Source organism: Bacillus smithii (genome assembly GCF_001050115.1).
Classification (GTDB): Bacteria; Bacillota; Bacilli; order Bacillales; family DSM-4216; genus Bacillus_O; species Bacillus_O smithii.
The window spans coordinates 2929454-2948044 of record NZ_CP012024.1 but is presented as its reverse complement, the minus strand read 5'-3'; the positions used below and the strand labels follow the sequence as shown (position 1 = coordinate 2948044).

The window sequence follows — 18591 nt, the reverse complement described above, 5'->3', positions numbered from 1 at the left end:
ATTATACGCAATAAACGTAAAAAAGTACATTATGTTAGACGAAATAGTGCACGTTTTAAATACTATTATAAGATGAAGATGGGAACCATAAAAAGTCCGTACTTCAGCTAAAGCTTCTCCATTCTGAAGTTATGATTAACTTCTATCGGTAACAATATGAATTGTCTACACTCTCGGCGACGAAACGATCGTTTTATGGGGACGGGATGTCATTTATGACTCGATCGGCGACGTTCAATTTGCCATTTCAGCAAAGTCGTTTTACCAAGTCAACCCTGAACAAACGAAAGTATTGTATGACAAGGCTTTGGAATATGCCGAATTAAAAGGCGATGAAGCGGTCATCGACGCTTATTGCGGCATTGGCACCATTTCGTTGTTTTTAGCGAAAAACGCGAAAAAAGTGTACGGCGTCGAAATCGTGCCGGAAGCGATTGAAAAAAAGAAAAACGCCGAACGAAACGGCATCACCAATGCCGAATTTGAGGCAGGAAAAGCAGAAGAAGTCATTCCAGAATGGTACAAAAGAGGAATCAAAGCCGACGTTCTAGTTGTCGATCCCCCTAGAAAAGGATGCGACCCAGTTCTATTAGAAACCATCCTTCAAATAAAACCAAAAAAAGTCGTCTACGTCTCCTGCAACCCCGCCACACTCGCCCGCGACCTCCGAATCCTCGAAGACGGCGGATACAAAACCCTCAAACTCCAACCCGTCGACAAGTTTCCGCAAACAAGGCATGTGGAGGCCGAGGCGGAGATAGTGTTGAGGGGAAATTAAGTAGAAGGAGCCGAAAATCAGTAAAAGATTTTCGGTGTTCCATCTGCTTTTATTTCGATTCGGTCGATGAACCGCGAGCGATAGCACTTTAAAGGATAAGAACTCTTCGAAGTTTTTCTTCAACTCTCAAAAAAGACAGAAGGCTAAGGCATTTCTCTATCTCTATCCATCTTCGACAAATTTTGAGGCGTGACAGGCACAGATCTCAGGACTAGGTTTGACACATTCGCCTTTACAATAAGGGCATTGTCATTTCACTACACGATCTTCCTCTAAGCTATATATCCCGATTTTTCGAGGGCTGTAAGTCGCATTGTAATGATGTTGGTCTTCCTCTGGTATTGGATCACCTTGAAGACAGGATTCGTAATGTGGACGGGTATTTCAAGTCATCAACCAAATTGACCACTACTTTACTCAAAAGGATTTAACAAAAGAATCAGAGAGTATAGTACATGAATCCATATTGAGAGGGAGATGAGCATATTTCAAAAAATGTCCGATTTTACCGGAAAATCTAATAGAATATACCGGTTATTTAAAACTTCAATGCAAACGAAAACCTTCCAACATTTATAAATATATTGCCGCATTAAAGGTATTCTTTGCATTTTTGCTTTCTAGAGGGATCATTAAAGACAATCCGATGGCACGTATCAAAATCGAAAAATTGGAATATGCTAATGGGGCTAATCAAATAAAATGGCTTACAAAAGAAGAACTAGACCGATTCATTGGTTATGTACAATTGGAGCCAAACGAATTCAAACGGCTGTGCAAATGCCATGATCGACTTAATGCTGGATGCAGGACTTCGGGTAAATGAGGTTGCTCCATTAGAAATAAACGACATCATATCTAAAGATAAAGGTGTTCAAGTGTGATCACTCGGGAAAGCAAGGGGAATAAGTTTGCCACTATATTACTGGTTCAAAAGCACGCCAGAAATTTACGTAAATGGCTGAAGTATCGAAAAAATTTAGAAATGTACATACATAAAGAATCCACACGGTTATTTGTATCCGAGCGTTCCCCATTTTTATCCGAGCTAGGAATTCAAAAAATGCTGACTAAATACGCACGTCTTGCCAATATGGAGAACAATACTCCACACCGCTTTCGACATAGCTTCTGTAAGAACTTGGCCAATGCCGGAACGCCGATTGAAACTATTCGGAAATTTGCACGACATGAAAGATTCAAATAACAGTGATATATGTTGACTCATTATAGGAAGAACAGTTGGAGGCGTTGAGGAGGATATATTAATATTTGGTTTCAGTGAATAAAAATAATATATAATACTAAAGGACATAGCATAATAAGGGAATCAAAACTTTGACCCATTTCATTATGCCATGTCCGATATTTGCAATATTATCTTATTCAACATCTTATAAATTTATTCTTCATTTTAATACTATATTTTTTATCTGTATTTGTCAATGTAATTTTTTGTAGAAATTTATGGTATACTTTAAAAAAATCAATTAGATTGAGGGGAAAGAAGTGTCAGAAGAAAAGTTGTTAGGTGGTCAACGTTATTTTATTAGTAAGATCATGGAATATTTTAATTATTCTAAATCCCAACAATCTCAAATGTTTACAAAAGCCTTACAGGAAAAGAGATATGATAGCATAACATTAATGTTTAGCGAATTTTTGGAAATTGAGCAAGATATTAGGGAAGGAACTAGTGATAAAACTAAATTAAAACATAGTTTAATCAGTTCAATGAAAAGTATTTTATTTCATTGTAAACAGAATCCTTTATTAATAAAGGGAGAGTTAGCCAGGGATATAAGTTTTCTAGTTAAGAGAATTCAGGAATTTTTAAATGAAGGAGAAAAAGAAAAAGTAGATCAAGAGAAATTAAATACTATACGTATTTCAATTTCTAGTTTAGTAAAAAGATATGATTCTGAAAGTTTAATTGAAGAATATATTGATTTAATTTTAGAGGTTCCATTATCCTACAAAGAGATCGATTTAATAGTCCAGTATTTTATTAGTGAGTTATTAAATTTAGGATATTCGTTTAAATATCTGAGTGAATGGAAACAAAGTTACAAAGAATTATATCAATACATAAAAGATTTGGATAGAGAAGAATTGAGTAAGGCTCTATTAGCGTTTAAAGATTTGATTAAAGAACCTACTAAGTATTCTATAATTATAAATAGTTGGTTACCGGATGAATTAAAAAATGAGTTGGAAACGGAAGGATGTATTAATTTAAAATATAGGTATTGTAGACTGAATGAAAGTGAAGAGTATATCATTCGTGAAAGAAAAGATAAACTCCATTTTCGACAATCTGATAAATATCATAATTTAAAAGTCGAAGTTGTTGCTTATGATAAATATAAGGCTATAGAAAAAGTAGTTAAAAACTTAGAAAGTTATCTTGGAATGTATAAACATTATTATAATTTTGATAAAGTTGCGGTCAATGTACAATGTCTTTTATCAAATGGTTATAATGAATGGGTACAAATGAGAACTGATAATACTGACGCACAAATTTTTAATAATAGTATAAGTGCCAGAGAAAATGAAGACATTAAAGATTTTTTACTTTTAAGAGATAAAGTGAGAAAAGAAAATGGCCGTATTACAACTAGTATTAAGCAATTGAATAATTCACTTGAAATGCTAAAGAAGTCTATTGAAACATCACCAGAAAATCGATTACTCAATAATTGGTCCAGCCTTGAATATCTTTTAAATTCCTATGAGGGGAAAAGTATAATTAGTAAAATAATAGATATAGTGCCTAAAGTGATTAGTTTATATCTTGTAAAAGAGCGGCTTAATATATTTTGGGAGAGACTTTTAGCAAATAAGAGATTTCATGAAATAAATATAGTAAAAGAATTATTTTTTAAATGTTCTAAAGAAGAAGGAAAATACGATAAAAATAAGTTAGTAGATTTTTTAGGAGAAGAAGATAATATTAAAAGTTTATTTGAAAGTTTAGAAAAGGATGTAGTAATGCATAGAGAGATTGCTTTTATAAGAGAGGTTTTAACAGATTTAAGTAAACTTTTGAGAAATATCGAGAATTTACATGAACTGATTGAACATGATTTAACGCGCATATATAGAGTACGTAACAAATTAGTTCATTCTAATAACAACATCTTATTTAATAATATCGATATATTTACAATCCGTTTAAATAAATATATTAATTCTTTAATTGGAACTATTATACATTATCTAAAAAGACGTCCTGATCTACAAATATCTGAAGTATTAAATTCAATACATGAAACTTATGAATGGTATAAGAATTTTCTGAAAAGTGAGAGTGAAAAAACTAAAGCTATTAAGAAAGCAAAAGAGGAAGGCAAAGAAACGGGTAAGATAAGCATAGATATAAAAACAGCATCGTTTCCACCGTATTTATACATGTAGGTTGCAAATATAAAAACTTCAATTGATGGACAGTTCAATAAATTTTTAAACCAATACTATTTAGCGAGGAAGCAAATTATTTTTATGGAAAATGAAGAGTATGTAGCAAGATAAGTAATATAAATGAAAATTATTTGGAATAATTCGGAAAGCAAAGAGGTGAAGTTAATTGAACATGGTTAGAGTATTTGAAGAACAAGTTATTAAGATAACAGAACAAAAATTGAACGAAACATTAGAGAAGTTGAAGGGAGATAAGTTACTTCAGCGGAAATTCAGGGAATTGACTGATATTTCGGCAACATTAAAAAGGCTTGACGTAATTATAAAAGAAAGTTCAAGTTTGGATAGTAGGGGAAAATGGATAGAAAAAAGAGATAAACTTATGGAGAAACGTGATGAAATATACTTTAAGATAGAAAACGAAGGATTTGAACGTGAGTGGATAATAACAATTGTTAAGTATGAAAGTGAAAACTTAGAAAAAGTTCTAAATGATGCAAGGGAAAGTGCAAGAAAGAAATATTTTTGGGATGCAAGTTTTGATGATATTGATATATTTGATAAACGATGGGAGCTTGTAGAACAACAAATAAAACAAGCCAAAATGAATTATTTAGAAGGTGTATAGTAAGCAAAATGCAAGATTAGTCTTCTTACCTCCTAGTCTCTTTTTTCTCCTATGTAACCCCAAAATAAACAATTGCTAGTTAAAATAAACTCTTGCTATTCCGACTCTGATTTCGTTAAAAAAATCATTTGCGATTTCGGTTTTTTTCATGCCAATCCCTTGTCCCATCATTCTTTTCTCAATTTTCTCTTCTCTCCAAATATAAGCAAAACTATTTTTTAATGCGAAAAAAGAGGCGAAAAAACGGTCATTTTTGCATCAAAAATTGTCCGAAATTAGGTTTCTATAGCCAAACTGTATTTTAACTCGAACTTAAGAATGCGGGGTTGGGGCGGGGGACAACAACGATTGAAAATTCCCCAATTTCAACAAAATGAAATTCCCCATTTTGAACGTTTAATTCGATAACTAGGAAGGAAAAAGGCCTGCTTTTTTCTTTTCTCGGAGGCGGTAAGAATCGCCTTTGATGTTAAAGGTAATGGGGTGATGTAATAGACGATCTAAAATGGCTGTTGCTAATGATCGTCGCCGAATACTTTTCCCCATTTGAGATAGGATTTATTCGATGTAAGAATCATCGTTCCTTGTTCATATCATTTCGATTATGATTTAAAAAAACACATTCTCCGTTAGTTCATCAAAAGGGGATATCCTACCTCATCTATAAAGTATGTCTGGGCGACTCCAATGATTGACTAAACGTTCGAGAGTCCCTTTTTCGTTTGCCTTTCGGCGTTCTGCCACTAAATCGTCTAAAGCGGTGTATTCTTGAGTAATGGCTTCAATCGAAAAGGAAATGGCTAAATGTGTTTTTCCAACGCCCGGTGGTCCAAGAAAAATAGATTTTCTCCGTGGGCAAAACCGACATTTTGATAGTGTCATTGTGAAGAACGTTTATTTATTCAATGCGTACTATTCCTTTATATGTAAGCGTAAAATAATCCCCACCTTTTAATGATAGGGATTAAATACTATTATTGTGATAAGTTATTAAAAACCCGACAATTCAAAGGAATTGTTTTGGACCAAGGAAGTAGTTGATCAAGCTCATCCATATTGCTTATATCCATATTGGGAAGCCTTTCAAATAAGTAGCGAAGATAATAAAATGGATTTAATTTATTCTCTTTTGCTGTCTCCACAATACTGTAAATGATTGAGCTGGCCTTAGCTCCTTTCGGAGTATTGCTAAAAATCCAGTTCTTCCTACCGATCACAAATGGTTTAATGGATCGTTCACTTCGATTATTATCGATTTCTAAACGTCCATCCTCTAAAAATGCCACGAGTTTTTCCCATTGGTTGAGGCAGTATGTAATGGCTTGACCTAATAGACTCTTTGGTAAAACATTGCTTTTCTCTGTTTTTAGCCATGCTGAAAAAGCCTCCAACAATGGTTGGCTGTGTTTAAGTCGTTTTTTATATCGTTCTTCTGGTGTACATTCTTTCAAATCACGCTCGATGGCAAATAGCTGATTACAGAAATTGAGTCCTTCCCGAACTGTGACTGCTGAATGACGTTTGGATTCAGGAAGTACGTTTAAAGCCTCATCGAACTTTCTGCGGGCATGAGCCCAACATCCAACTAATGTTACGCCGGATACCTTATGGTATCCTGCATATCCATCGACATGCAGGTATCCTTTAAACCCTTTTAGGAATTCTTTGGCATGTTCTCCTGCTCTAGTTTCCTGATAGTCATAAAGGACAAGTGGTGGATCCTCTCTTCCAGTCCGATAAAGCCACATGTAAGATTTCGATGTACTTGACCTTCCAGGTTCATGTAAAACCTGAACAGTTGTTTCATCCGCATGTAGAATGTCTTTAGAGAGGAGATGCTCTTTCATTCGTTGATAAATTGGCGCAAGCCATTTTTCGGCACCATAAAGCATCCAATTGGCCATGGTTTGCCTGGATAAGATCACACCTAATCGTTTGAACTGTTGTTCTTGGCGATATAGAGGTAGCCCCTCTACATATTTTTGATTCATAATATATGCCATGCTTGACGGTGAAGCTAAACTTTTTGGATACACAGATTTTGGGGCAGGTGCTGTAACGATTGGTGTCTCTATTTCATTACGCTCACAATGACGGCATCCATAGACATATCGAACGTGTTTTAAAACTTTGACTTGAGCCGGAATAATCACTAATTCTTGTCGTACTTCTGTGCTCATTTCGTGTGTTTTTTCACCGCAACACGAACAGACCTGCTCTTCTTCGGGTAAACGATATTCAATCGTTTCCATAGGCAGGTTTTCAAACGTAGCTTGACGTTGACCACGTTTCTTTTTACGACGATATGTAATTGTTTCAACAGTTGGCTCTTCGGCTTTTACATTAGACTCTACCTCTGCTTCATTGAATAAAGGTAGTTCTAATTGATTAGGATTTGTTTTTTCGCTTGAAGAGCCAAATTTTCGTTTTTGACTAAGACGATACTGTTCTTCATACCATCGTAATTTCGCCGTCAATTCAACGATTTGCTGTTGAAGTTTTTCAATTAATTCAAATGGGTTTTGGGTAGGATTCTTTAAATTTTTCATCATGTAGTAATAATTCGACGGTTTTAGCTATTTTCCTCCAAGGTTTTTGTTAAAAGTAAAAAATTCATATAACTGTTCTAGCCTTTACTTCTGGGTGTGCTTTCTTTTGCTCCATTGCAAGGCCATCCAATAACCAGCGTAATTGCCGATAACTAATTTGTATCGTTCCAGTGTCATTTTCATTTGGCCATTGAAATTTTCCTTTTTCCAATCGACGATAATAAAGCCAAAAACCATTATAGTCCCAGTGAAGAATTTTTAATTTATCTCGCTTTCGATTACAGAACACAAAATAGCTTGATGAAAAGGGATCTAAATCAAATCCCTCTTTCACCAAAGCAGCTAATCCATCAATGGATTTTCTCAAATCAGTACTTCCTTTTGCCAAGTAAACTCGTTCAGCTCTTGTACCAACTAACATGTTGATTTCAACGTCCTAACCACTTCTGAAAGAAAGGCCGGATCGAAACCAGGTTTTACTTCAATTGAAATCCCACTAATTTCAATCCGTAATGAATTTTCAACTGTTTGTGAATGATCTTCTAGGGTAACGGATGCCCATTTTGTAGACTTTCCTTGATTTTTTATTGGATTTTCAATTTTTCTTAACCAGTATTTAAACTGGTGAATACTCCATTGATTTTCCTTGCACCAGTTTACTTGAGTTTGACCGCTTTTACGATAGTCAGCGATTCGTTGTTCCCAAACCTTTCGTAATTCAGGATTCTTAGGCATAAAAAAACCTCCTTCAATTTCATCTTGAGGAGATTATCTCATGAAATTAGCACATCAAGAAGGTGTCCAAGATTTGACGCTTACCTTTATATAGTTCATGTACACAGAAAAAATTTTTGGTTGTTGCTGCACCATTAGCATTGCATAAATATAGTTAGAATTTTCTGTTAATTATTTTTTGTGAATTTGTGCCAAAAAGACAAAACCTAAAGAAAGGTGGCACTGCCCATTTGGTAAATATATACAGTTAAACCAGAGCGACAACGACAAAAGGGAGATTATGGACTGGCTCGCCCATCAAATTTTCGCAACCAAACATAAGCTGGTTTCCACAGAGCTCTCTTTAACCAACGAGTAATTCGAAGTAGGGATTTCTTACTTTTCATCTCCAATTGAATGAGAACATGTAAGCAATACGTGATCAGGGCTAAGAAAATTTGATTTTGAATAGCTGTTTCACTCATTCCATAAAAGTGCTTAATTTCTACGTGTTGCTTGAGCCATTTGAAAAAGAGTTCAATAGCCCAGCGAGATCGGTAAATATCACTTATCTCTTCTGGTTTTAAATCAAATCGGTTGGTGATGAAACGAAGTAAGTTCCCTTTTGTGTCCATAACTTCTAGTAGACGAAAGACATTTTCAGTACGATTTTGTGTGGTACCAATGTAGACCATTTTATCGGATAGAACGTGACAATCATCAGGAAGTGAAAATGTATAGACTTCACGAATGACTGCGTTTTTCTTCAGTCTTGAAACGAAGAAATAGCCATCATCTGTCATCCGATCAAAACGTTCATAGTCCACATAACCGCGGTCAAACACATACATGGCTTCTTGATCATCCACTAGGACTTCGAGTTGATTTCGGTCATGTTCTTTTGCTGTCGTAATCACTGCTTTTTCAGGATAGACGGTGTCTTTATCCATGAAAACGAGCCGTAAGTGTAGCTTTACACCAGCTTTTGTTTTCCGGAATTTTGCCCATTTATAATGGGTCAAGTTCAACGGGAGTGTACTTGAATCAATGATTTTCAGTGGCATATTCTTTCCGTTTTTATAATGGTACCGTTGAATTTTCCAAACAAGATCCAAGAACAAATTTGCAAGAATTAGTGGGTGGATCTGATTGTTTTTTCGGGATAGCTGAGAGGCACTTATCGATTCAAATCCGAGTGCTTTTTGAAGATCTTCGTCTACAAGTGCATCACTCATTTCCTCTAAGCTCTTAAATTCGAGCAGCTGGGCTACCAATAAAAGTTTAATATAAGCTTCTGTTGTCAGCTTTTTTGTGTAATAGTCCTGTTTCAATTCTTTGACTTGTTCGCTAAGTTTTTGAATATTTATGGGTGAAACCCATTTACCAAATGATAAAATTAGTGTATTCTTGTCCATAATGGTTATCCTTTACGATTGGATTTGGGCAGGAACCACCTGTACTTCCATTGTAAAGGATTTTTTTGTTTCGAAATCAATAAAAAATTGAACATTCTTAGTATTTTGAATCATCAGATTTAATTACTGCAATGCTAGTGATATATTATACATAGTTTAATAGTCGGAATAAAGGTTCAGCCCTTATAGAAGGGGGATGTCTGAATCCCCCGAAATGTATGAGACTGCAAAAAAGACCGTTAAGAGAAAAAAGAAAACCCGAAAGCGATCGAATAAAACATTGGCTCATTTTGTGTACGTTAAAAATTTTTTCATTTTTTACGTAAGAGCATGAGCAATTTTTGTTGTCCGGCAAGGGTGAGAAACGGTAAAGACTCTGTTAAACGGATTAAAATGATCATATTAAAGCTAACTTATAATATGCATCAAGCTTTTGATTGCTTTGTAGCCAAAATTTATGCCAAAGCCTATTAAAACCAATCCCGCAATGACCGATAGCCATTTTATGAAACGTTGATTCGTAAATTTTCGCCCGAAATGGACGGATGCGGCAACGGTTATATCCCAAAGTGCAATTCCGATAAAAATAGCGCTGCTGTAAAGGAAAGACTGGCCTTGACTTACGGTATTAAGAGTAGTTGTCAGAACAGAACCATAAATGCCTATCCAAAAAATAATATTGAGTGGATTCGAAATAGCGATTAAAAATCCCGATAAAAAAGACTTCGATATGCTTTCTTTTTGTATTTCGTCGGATATATGGACTTCTTTAAAAGCATCTCTTATGCTTTCGTATCCCAAGTATACCAGTATGATGAATCCGAAAATCCACATGATCAACTGGGCCACCGGGGTAGTCAAATAAGTAGATACACCAAAATAGATGAGAAACATTAATACGATGTCTGCTGACATTCCACCTAGACCAACTGCCCAAGATTGCCAAAATCCGTTTTTAATCCCCCTCTTAATCATTTCTATACTGATGGGACCAACGGGTATAGAAAGCGAAAGACCCAGTACGATGTAGCTGAAAATATTCACAATAAAAACACCTCTCCCTGTCATTAAACGTCTTGCTGCACTTTTTTGGCAGTGTGTATGTATGGATTTCATTTTGCATTTATTTTATCATAATTTTTTTATTATTCTTAAAAATTCTCCTTTCGCTTATCCTTCTAATTTCGTATCCGCTGTAAGATTGCAAGATGGTTGTCAAGTGCACGACGAGGAAGCATCTTTATTTCAAGGCCGAATACTCGGTAATTCTAAGGTCGAATATCTGATTTATGAAATTAAATGTTTTACACCTAAATACTAATCTAGGGAGCGCAACTCTTTCTATTGAAAATAAAGGGGAACATAAAAAGACCACCGAATTAGTGGCCTCATTCTTCAATGATTTAATCCAGAATTAGCATGTCTATGTTCTATCTCATTTTGAATGTTTGGCAATCAAAGTCTCCCAATCTTCAAATGACAATGTTTCGGTCAAATGTTTTAAATCATCTGGGACCTCTACGTAACACATTAATTCTAAGCTATTGCCATCGAGGTCATTGAAGTAAACCGAAGCATTCCCTTGATTGGGTCTTATAAAAGGCTCGTTAGTTGTTCGGCCGCCGTGAGGTACCGCTTCAATTTGCAGTGATTCGAGCCATTTTAAAGAATTCTTTAAATCCTCATAAGATACTCGGAAAGCAATATGCCTTAGTGATGGATGGTATGGAGTCCGGTATTCCTTTCCTTCCCACAGACCTAACCAGCTTTTTCCTTCTTCTATCCAAAAGAAAGCAATCTTTTCATAGCGCAAAGCTAATTTCAATCCTAATTTTTGATAAAATTCGATTGAAATGTTTAAATTTTTTACAGGCAAATGCGCCTCATATAACCCTTTTATCATTTCTCCCACGCCTTTGTCATTGAATATACTCCCCATATCATTTTAACTAATAAGTATTCCGCCCCTCAAGAAAATATTTACTTTATTGTATTATACAGGTAATCTGATTAATAAGATGATTGAGAAAATAAATATGAAGGGAGAACAATGAGAAATAAAAAATGGGTTTTCATTATTGGAATGTTGATTCTTATCGGAGGCGGCATTCTTACATACAAATTTTACTTTCAAAAAGCATTGACAGAAAAAGCAATCATGGACCACATAGAGGAAAAAGGATATACCGACAAGATTGAAAATAAAAAAATGGTTTACGACAGCAAACAAGGGGTTTATTACATGGTTGTTTACTACAAAGATGAAAAAGGAATCCGCTACGAATATTTTTGCAATGGCGGCTTGATTCCCGATAAAGTATTCGTATCAGCATACGATCAAACCAATGCAGAAATAACGAAAAGGAAAGAGAAAGGAAAATATTTAGAGGAATGACTCTTGTTGTATCAGGCAAATTCTTCACGCTCTTAAAAAGATGGTTGCTATTTAGTAATCCACTGCATTCATGCACAGCCTCCCTCGAACAAGTAGGAGTTCCAATTCAAATGCCGTGATTTTTACTGTTTTCAGAACGGATGGTTGGAGACCTCGCTCATTTCATTTTTTAAATTTGGCAATCCAAACCTTTTTAGTGGGTTTTTCCAGCAGAGGTTTGTTATACTGTTTTTAATAAATGAAAAGGAGATGAGGGACTGATGGTGGAAAAGGTTCAATTAGGAAAAACGGATTTATATGTTAATCCGATAGGGTTAGGAACGAATGCGGTTGGTGGCCACAATCTTTATCCGAATTTGAGCGAAGAAACAGGGAAACAAGTCGTTCGCACTGCTTTGGAAAACGGCGTCAACTTTTTGGATACTGCATTTATCTACGGTCCTAAACGTTCTGAAGAATTAATCGGGGAAGTGTTGAAAGAGTTCCGCCGGGAAGATACAGTGATTGCAACGAAAGGCGCGCATAAATTGGTAGGCGATAAGATTGAGATTGACAACTCTCCTGCTTTTCTTCGTCAATCGGTGGAGGACAGCTTGAGACGGCTGCAAACGGATTACATCGATTTGTTTTACATCCATTATCCCGATGAATCCACGCCAAAGTACGAAGCGGTCGGTGAATTAAAGAAACTGAAAGATGAAGGAAAAATTCGAGCCATCGGCGTATCCAATTTTTCGATTGAACAATTAAAAGAAGCGAATCAAGACGGTTATGTGGACGTGCTGCAATCGGAATATAATTTGTTTAAGCGGCAAGCGGAGAAAGATTTATTGCCTTATACCGCGGAGCAAGGCATTTCATTTGTACCGTATTTTCCTCTGGCTTCAGGTCTTTTAGCCGGAAAATATACGAAAGAGACGAAATTCGATGATCTGCGCGCCAAAAATCCGTTGTTCCAAGGAGAAGAATTTGTCCGGAATCTGGAAAAAGTTGAGAAGCTGCGACCCATCGCTGAAGCGAAAAATACGGAAATTGCCTATGTGGTGCTAGCTTGGTATTTAACGAGAGATTCCATCGATGCACTCATTCCGGGTGCAAAGAAACCGGAACAAGTCGTGAACAACTTAAAGACACTCGATGTACAGCTGACGAAAGAAGAAATTGAAAGCATTGATCGTATTTTTCAATCATAGCCATAATGGAAACAAAGCCGTGTTGAAGATTGTCAGCACGGCTTTACTTGCATACAGAAACGGCTGATATATAGGAATGGGTATGGATTTAAGAGAATCGCTGATAAATAAAGGGGGTGCCTCTTGGAGAATCCTCCATTTATAAAAACTCTTTTATGGTATTCTCAAAGTTGAATGTTTCAAGGATAGGATAATTCTTTTGAGATATGTTAATGCCGTATTCAGGAGTACTTTTTTGACCGGGCTTATCGTAATTCCTGTCTACAAATATTTCATTAGGCATTTCCCATGCTTTCGCAGGTATGAGAAAAATATCGGGCATTTTTCCTACCTCAAAAATTAATAGAGTTAGATATAAATTTTTATTGGTGATGTCAAATTTGCTTTTGGGTACAAAAACATATCCTTTTCCTCTAAGAGATTTTACTTGAATCTCACAAAAGCGCCCCTTTTTATCTTTAACAATAAAATCTACACCATGGTCATCCACCTCGGTTGTGTAAACTTCTAATCCATATGATGCAAACTCCATTTTTGCAAAATACTCTGCATATCTCCCTAATTGTAAAGTACTAAGTTTGGTCCAATTTGTATTTGGCACGTATTTTCCTCCTTGGTTACTGCTTTTTCCCTTTACGAGTAATTTTATCCTGCGACTATTTTCCTAATACCAAATCATAGCATAGAATAGTAGTGGATGAGTCCTGAAGAAATTCGATTATAAGTGCTTGAATACACACAGCCTAATGCTCATTTTTTGAAACCATGTACGGAATTATCGAAGAATGGATTATACCGTTTGCATGATCGTTCTCTGTTCGCCAAAAGAGAAAATAGATTACTTTACTAACCTAGATGAGATAATGTTTTTGGACGCATTAGTAGAAGGCTATGATGTTTTGGTCATTTAGAACAGTATGTAGGGGATGAGTTCTTGGAATATCGGTTAAGGAGGCTAATAGAAAAAGGGGTTTTCGAGATGGAAGGCAGTCTAGAAGCTATGAGATGCTATAGTATTAAATTGAGATCGAAAAAATGAGATAGGGTTCACACTGTTATTTTGTTTATTATTCTTACAGGTTGAATGAAATTGGCTGAGACTAATGAGGAAACCAATATTGATACGGAATAGAAGGGATCTAATAAAATGAAACAGGAGAAAAATACCTCCTGAATTTAAGTGGAATGGCCGTCTCCTTATTGGATAGACAACCTTAATTTTTAAAGAACAATCATACAAGCTATTCTGGGAGTAGCAAAAGATAAACTTGGACTTTGGAAAAGCGCACCAGAAATTCATTTCCCGCTGTCACTGGTGCTATCGCAACTTCAATGAATAGAAGAGGGGACCTCTATTGGAAGATTGTTAAAGAATAGACAAACCTTTTTAGTGGAAGACGATTATAATAGAAGTATATAAAATACTACTTTTATTTCATTCGTGGTCATTGTAAAGTGGACGGGATAAAACAAGAGAGCGGAATAAAAGACGGTGTCTGATTGGTTGGTGGTATGTTTTTCTCGCTTCGACACGTCTATGAACTTTCGCAGGAATCGAACAAGAGGAGTGAGAAGTGATGTCTTCTACTAAAAAATGGCTCATTCCAAAACAACATGGAGCGTGGGCGATGCTGACCATCCCCTTTTTTCTTGGAGCTTATGCGGGAGGGTTTACTTGGTTACATATTCCGTTATTTATCGGTTGGCTGGCTCTGTATTTAGCCACCTACCCGTTATTAACAGCTATAAAATTAAAACGTAAGGAATACTTGCCGTGGTTTTATCGTTATAGTGTTGTTGCCGTCCTGATGTTTGTCATCCCCATCTATTATCAAGTAAAACTTCTTTATTTCGGTATTGCCATGGTTCCGTTCTTTATTATCAATATTTATTATGCGCGAAAGAAAAAAGAACGCGATTTTGTGAATGATGTTGCGGCCATTACAAGTTTTTGTATCGGCGGTCTTGCCAGTTTTTATATGGGGAACGGCCAATTCACTATGACTGCGTTGGAATTGTTTATGTTTTGCTTTTTATTTTTTATCGGAAGCACTTTTTACGTAAAAACGATGATCCGTGAAAAAAATAATCCTGTCTATAAATGGCTTTCCTGGGGATATCATTTATTATTGATCTTTGGATTAATCTATGCGCACTACCCGTTATTTGTACTTGCTTACATACCAAGTGTCATTCGAGCCTTTTATTTATATGGAAAGTCATTGCCTATAAAGAAAATAGGACTTTCAGAGTTTGCGAACGCCATTTATTTTTTTGCCGCTATGCTTCTACTGTTTCATGTTTAACGAAAAGCAGATTTCTTTGAATACTGTTCTATTGCCAAGTAAATGAGAAGAGGGATGAAAGAGTCCCTCTTCAGGAAATAAAATCGCCAAAGAACCGGTGCGAACTTTTTGAAATTAGTTCTTTTTGAGACTTTCTCGCAATTGGTCAGCCGCTGATAATGCTTTTGGATCTTGAAGAATATCCCCCGGTTTGTTTCCTTCACCAAGAATATATCCTTTAAAAGCGATTCCCATAAAATCAAAGATATGCTGAAACTGCTGAACGAGCGGGAGTGCCTTCAAAGTTGGATGATCTCCCCCGACCGCAATGACATACGCTTCTTTTTCAGCCATTTTCGCTTTAAAGTCAGGATATTCAGGGTCTCTTAAGGTTTGTGACCAACGATCGATAAAATTTTTCATCGTTCCCGACATGCTGTACCAATAAACGGGGGTAGCAAAAATGAGAATGTCATGTGGTAAAACGCGATCAAGAACCTTGTTGTAATCATCGTTTACTTTTGGAAATCCCCCGTCTGCATGACGGCCATCTACAATCGGCCGAATGTCGTACTCATTTAAATAAATTCGTTCTGCTTCCAACCCTTCAATCGCCCGATTCGTCAGAATTTCGGTGTTGCCATTGGGGCGGGTTCCCCCGTAAATGACGGCGATGGACATGTTTTACACTCTCCTTTTTTTATCTTTAAAAAGCAATTCAATTATTTTGCCCTTATGATCAATGAATAGTGAAGCCTGACAGTCCTAGTATACTATGAGAAATGTATTCCTGTCGCATTTAGACCATTCGCCCAATTTTAAATGAATTTCTTGACATTGCTATTTAGCCGTGGCGCGGCCTTTTTCCAGATTTTTTAGTCTATCGGAAATCAGAAAGCTTTGATATGGTATTGGCAAAACCAAATTCTTCTCTGCATAATGAAATGTTATATTATATAACGCGATAATGTTGCATTATTGACGATTATGTGAAATATGATATATTATATTATAAAAGCATATATGCGAAGCGTTTGAGGAAGTACTAAACGAAGTATTCAGGATATTTTAAATATTGAATAAGGTGGTGGGTTTTGGGGGGCAAACTAGTTCAACGTAATGCCGTTTCATTGATAAAAATACATTGATAAAAATACATTCTTTTTATTACAGAAAGCAGATTTTGCTGAAAAACTATTTACGCATAAAGAATAAGCTGTTGACACTTATTCATACTTTTTGGAGAGAGTAATGTTTTATAGGAATGATAGATTAAAAGCGATTAGCGAATAAAGAAAAACAGTCGAGCAGTACAAATTTTTTGTCAAAAATATTCCGAAAAATAATATTTTTTTCAAATGTTTTACTCCCGAAATCCTTGGGAATGATTTCCTTTACTTTATCTTTGACAAGACAAAAGAGGGTGAAAGAATGCAAAAAAAAGTGGAGAATTTGAGACGGGAAATAGGGCTCTTCGCATTAACGTTGACGGGATTGGGCTCTATCATTGGTTCAGGTTGGTTGTTCGGTGCTTGGAAAGCGGCAAAAGTAGCTGGTCCTGCTTCGATCTTTTCATGGATTATCGGATGTCTGATCATCATTTGTATTGCCGTTTCTTATGCTGAGTTAGGAGGTATGTTTCCGGAGTCGGGAGGAATGGTGCGCTATCCTCAATATTCCCACGGCTCGTTTGTAGGGTTTATCGCTGGTTGGGCAAACTGGATAGCGATCGTATCAGTGATTCCAATCGAAGCAGAAGCTTCCGTACAATATATGAGCTCGTGGCCATGGGCGTGGGCGCAAAATATGTATGATGGAACCCATTTGACAACGTCAGGACTAGTCTTAGCGTTCTTTTTGGTTATCGGTTTTTTCTTGCTCAACTATTGGACGGTCGGATTGTTTGCGAAAGCCAACACCATTGTCACAGTGATCAAATTTGTCGTCCCGTTATTGACCGTTATCGGGATTTATGTCGTCGGATTTAAGACAACTAATTTTACGCATGTATCCGGTGGATTTATGCCGAACGGTTGGTCAGGCGTATTGACCGCGATTGCCACATCGGGTATCGTGTTTGCTTTTAATGGCTTTCAGACGCCCATCAATCTTGCGGGAGAAGTGAAGAATCCGGGACGCAACGTTCCTCTTGCCGTCATTTTATCGCTGCTTACGGCGGGAGTACTTTATTTCCTTCTTGAATTCGTGTTCATCGGCAGTGTTCCTTCCAGCATGCTGTCACATGGATGGACCGGATTAGAGATGAAGTCGCCGTTTGCTGATTTGGCGTTGGCTCTTGGAATCGGTTGGCTGGCGGTTGCGATGTTTGCTGATGCTGTGATCTCGCCTTCAGGTACAGGAACCGTCTACACTGCGACTACGGCAAGAATGATTTACGGGATGGAGAAAAACGGCTACTTTCCAAAGATTTTCGGAACCGTCCATCCATTATATAAGGTTCCGCGGCCTGCCATGTGGTTAAACTTGGCTGTGTCCTATTTGTTTATGTTTTTATTCCGCGGATGGGGAGAACTGGTGGAAGTCATATCGGTAGCGACTGTTGTCAGCTATATGGCGGGTCCGGTTACAGTCATGTCTTTGCGCAAGCTGGTTCCTGACTACCACCGTCCTTTGAAAACAAAAGGTTTAGCTGTCATTGCTCCGATTGCTTTTATCGTTTCTTCGCTGATTTTATATTGGTCCAGATGGCCATTAACCGGACAAGTTTTGTTCGTCATGCTCATAGGCCTTCCGATTTACTTTTATTATGAAGCGAAGCGAGGAAAGGAAACGTTTTTGAAAAATTTCAAGGCAGGGTTGTGGCTCGTTTGCTATCTTCTCTATATGATGCTCATTTCCTGTCTCGGCAGTAAACAATTTGGCGGATATAATATCATTCCGTACGGTTGGGATATGGTAGTCGTTGCGGTCAGTGCACTAGTGTTTTATGCGTGGGCGATTCGATCCGCTTACTTCACGGATCAATTGAAAGAAGCTGAAAGCCTCAATCAGCCAGTAGAATACGAAAACGAAAGCATAAAAAAAGTGGCTCAAAATTAAAAGTAGGAATGGCTTAGTTGGCTGAATAGAATCTAGGAATCGAAAAAATACCTTTATGGGATTGCACAAATGGCTTGAAGCGACACAATAAAATAATACAAGGAAAAAACACCTCCTGAATCGAATGGCCACTCCATTCGGTTGATGGGGG

Annotated in this window: 16 protein-coding genes and 3 pseudogenes; 10 read left to right on the top strand and 9 right to left on the bottom strand. The window is 36.7% G+C overall.

What is annotated here, in order from left to right; genetic code table 11:
* Positions 1-175: 175 nt before the first annotated feature.
* From rlmD to BSM4216_RS13805, 5 genes and pseudogenes are all read left to right on the top strand, one after another.
* Positions 176-778, top strand: a pseudogene (gene rlmD / locus BSM4216_RS13820) (23S rRNA (uracil(1939)-C(5))-methyltransferase RlmD); the annotation flags it as partial.
* Between the two features lie 734 nt (positions 779-1512).
* Positions 1513-1662 (top strand): hypothetical protein, encoded by a 150-nt coding sequence (locus tag BSM4216_RS17180; protein ID WP_244878018.1) that lies wholly within the window; start codon positions 1513-1515, stop codon positions 1660-1662.
* Positions 1659-1985, top strand: a complete 327-nt coding sequence (locus BSM4216_RS17175; RefSeq protein ID WP_244878017.1) for a tyrosine-type recombinase/integrase — start codon at positions 1659-1661, stop codon at positions 1983-1985. Before BSM4216_RS17180 ends, BSM4216_RS17175 begins: the two co-directional genes overlap by 4 nt.
* Positions 1986-2287: 302 nt before the next feature.
* The gene (locus BSM4216_RS13810) at positions 2288-4198 is read left to right on the top strand and encodes a hypothetical protein (RefSeq protein ID WP_048624082.1); all 1911 of its coding nucleotides are present in this window, start codon (positions 2288-2290) and stop codon (positions 4196-4198) included.
* 169 nt (positions 4199-4367) lie between these two features.
* On the top strand, positions 4368-4829 hold the full coding sequence (locus BSM4216_RS13805) for a hypothetical protein (protein ID WP_048624081.1): 462 nt from the start codon (positions 4368-4370) through the stop codon (positions 4827-4829).
* Between the two features lie 408 nt (positions 4830-5237).
* Here the strand turns inward: BSM4216_RS13805 and BSM4216_RS17375 are convergent.
* The 7 genes and pseudogenes from BSM4216_RS17375 to BSM4216_RS13775 all read right to left on the bottom strand — a co-directional run bounded on the left by BSM4216_RS17375 (position 5238) and on the right by BSM4216_RS13775 (position 11410).
* Positions 5238-5711, bottom strand: a pseudogene (locus BSM4216_RS17375) (ATP-binding protein).
* Positions 5712-5803: 92 nt separating this feature from the next.
* A complete protein-coding gene (gene tnpC, locus BSM4216_RS13800; protein ID WP_048623352.1) occupies positions 5804-7381 on the bottom strand; it encodes an IS66 family transposase in 1578 nt (525 codons plus the stop codon).
* A 61-nt stretch (positions 7382-7442) separates the two neighbouring features.
* The gene (gene tnpB, locus BSM4216_RS13795) at positions 7443-7799 is read right to left on the bottom strand and encodes an IS66 family insertion sequence element accessory protein TnpB (RefSeq protein ID WP_003352857.1); all 357 of its coding nucleotides are present in this window, start codon (positions 7797-7799) and stop codon (positions 7443-7445) included.
* Positions 7793-8113, bottom strand: a complete 321-nt coding sequence (tnpA, locus tag BSM4216_RS13790) for an IS66 family insertion sequence element accessory protein TnpA (RefSeq protein ID WP_003352856.1) — start codon at positions 8111-8113, stop codon at positions 7793-7795. The genes tnpB and tnpA overlap by 7 nt, the downstream gene beginning before the upstream one ends.
* Positions 8114-8391: 278 nt before the next feature.
* Positions 8392-9507 (bottom strand): IS4 family transposase, encoded by a 1116-nt coding sequence (locus BSM4216_RS13785; RefSeq protein WP_048622499.1) that lies wholly within the window; start codon positions 9505-9507, stop codon positions 8392-8394.
* Between the two features lie 408 nt (positions 9508-9915).
* Complete coding sequence (locus BSM4216_RS13780; RefSeq protein WP_048624080.1) at positions 9916-10551, bottom strand: LysE family translocator; 636 nt, start codon at positions 10549-10551, stop codon at positions 9916-9918.
* Between the two features lie 391 nt (positions 10552-10942).
* A complete protein-coding gene (locus BSM4216_RS13775) occupies positions 10943-11410 on the bottom strand; it encodes a VOC family protein (protein WP_048624541.1) in 468 nt (155 codons plus the stop codon).
* 147 nt (positions 11411-11557) lie between these two features.
* Here BSM4216_RS13775 and BSM4216_RS13770 point away from each other — a divergent pair, with 147 nt between their 5' ends.
* Positions 11558-11902: a DUF3139 domain-containing protein gene (locus tag BSM4216_RS13770; protein WP_048624079.1), complete on the top strand. Its 345-nt coding sequence runs from the start codon at positions 11558-11560 to the stop codon at positions 11900-11902.
* A 260-nt stretch (positions 11903-12162) separates the two neighbouring features.
* The gene (locus BSM4216_RS13765; RefSeq protein WP_048624078.1) at positions 12163-13095 is read left to right on the top strand and encodes an aldo/keto reductase; all 933 of its coding nucleotides are present in this window, start codon (positions 12163-12165) and stop codon (positions 13093-13095) included.
* 139 nt (positions 13096-13234) lie between these two features.
* Here the strand turns inward: BSM4216_RS13765 and BSM4216_RS13760 are convergent, their stop codons facing one another.
* The gene (locus BSM4216_RS13760) at positions 13235-13696 is read right to left on the bottom strand and encodes a DUF4365 domain-containing protein (RefSeq protein WP_174521045.1); all 462 of its coding nucleotides are present in this window, start codon (positions 13694-13696) and stop codon (positions 13235-13237) included.
* A gap of 300 nt (positions 13697-13996) precedes the next feature.
* Between BSM4216_RS13760 and BSM4216_RS16510 the strand changes: the two are divergent.
* Positions 13997-14134 (top strand): annotated as a pseudogene (locus tag BSM4216_RS16510) (DUF3658 domain-containing protein); the annotation flags it as partial.
* A gap of 538 nt (positions 14135-14672) precedes the next feature.
* A complete protein-coding gene (locus BSM4216_RS13755) occupies positions 14673-15401 on the top strand; it encodes a YwiC-like family protein (protein WP_048624077.1) in 729 nt (242 codons plus the stop codon).
* A 114-nt stretch (positions 15402-15515) separates the two neighbouring features.
* Here the strand turns inward: BSM4216_RS13755 and BSM4216_RS13750 are convergent, their stop codons facing one another.
* A complete protein-coding gene (locus tag BSM4216_RS13750) occupies positions 15516-16061 on the bottom strand; it encodes a flavodoxin family protein (protein WP_048624076.1) in 546 nt (181 codons plus the stop codon).
* 762 nt (positions 16062-16823) lie between these two features.
* On the opposite strand from BSM4216_RS13750, the gene BSM4216_RS13745 reads away from it, so the two are divergent.
* On the top strand, positions 16824-18440 hold the full coding sequence (locus BSM4216_RS13745) for an APC family permease (protein WP_156179295.1): 1617 nt from the start codon (positions 16824-16826) through the stop codon (positions 18438-18440).
* Positions 18441-18591 lie beyond the last annotated feature (151 nt).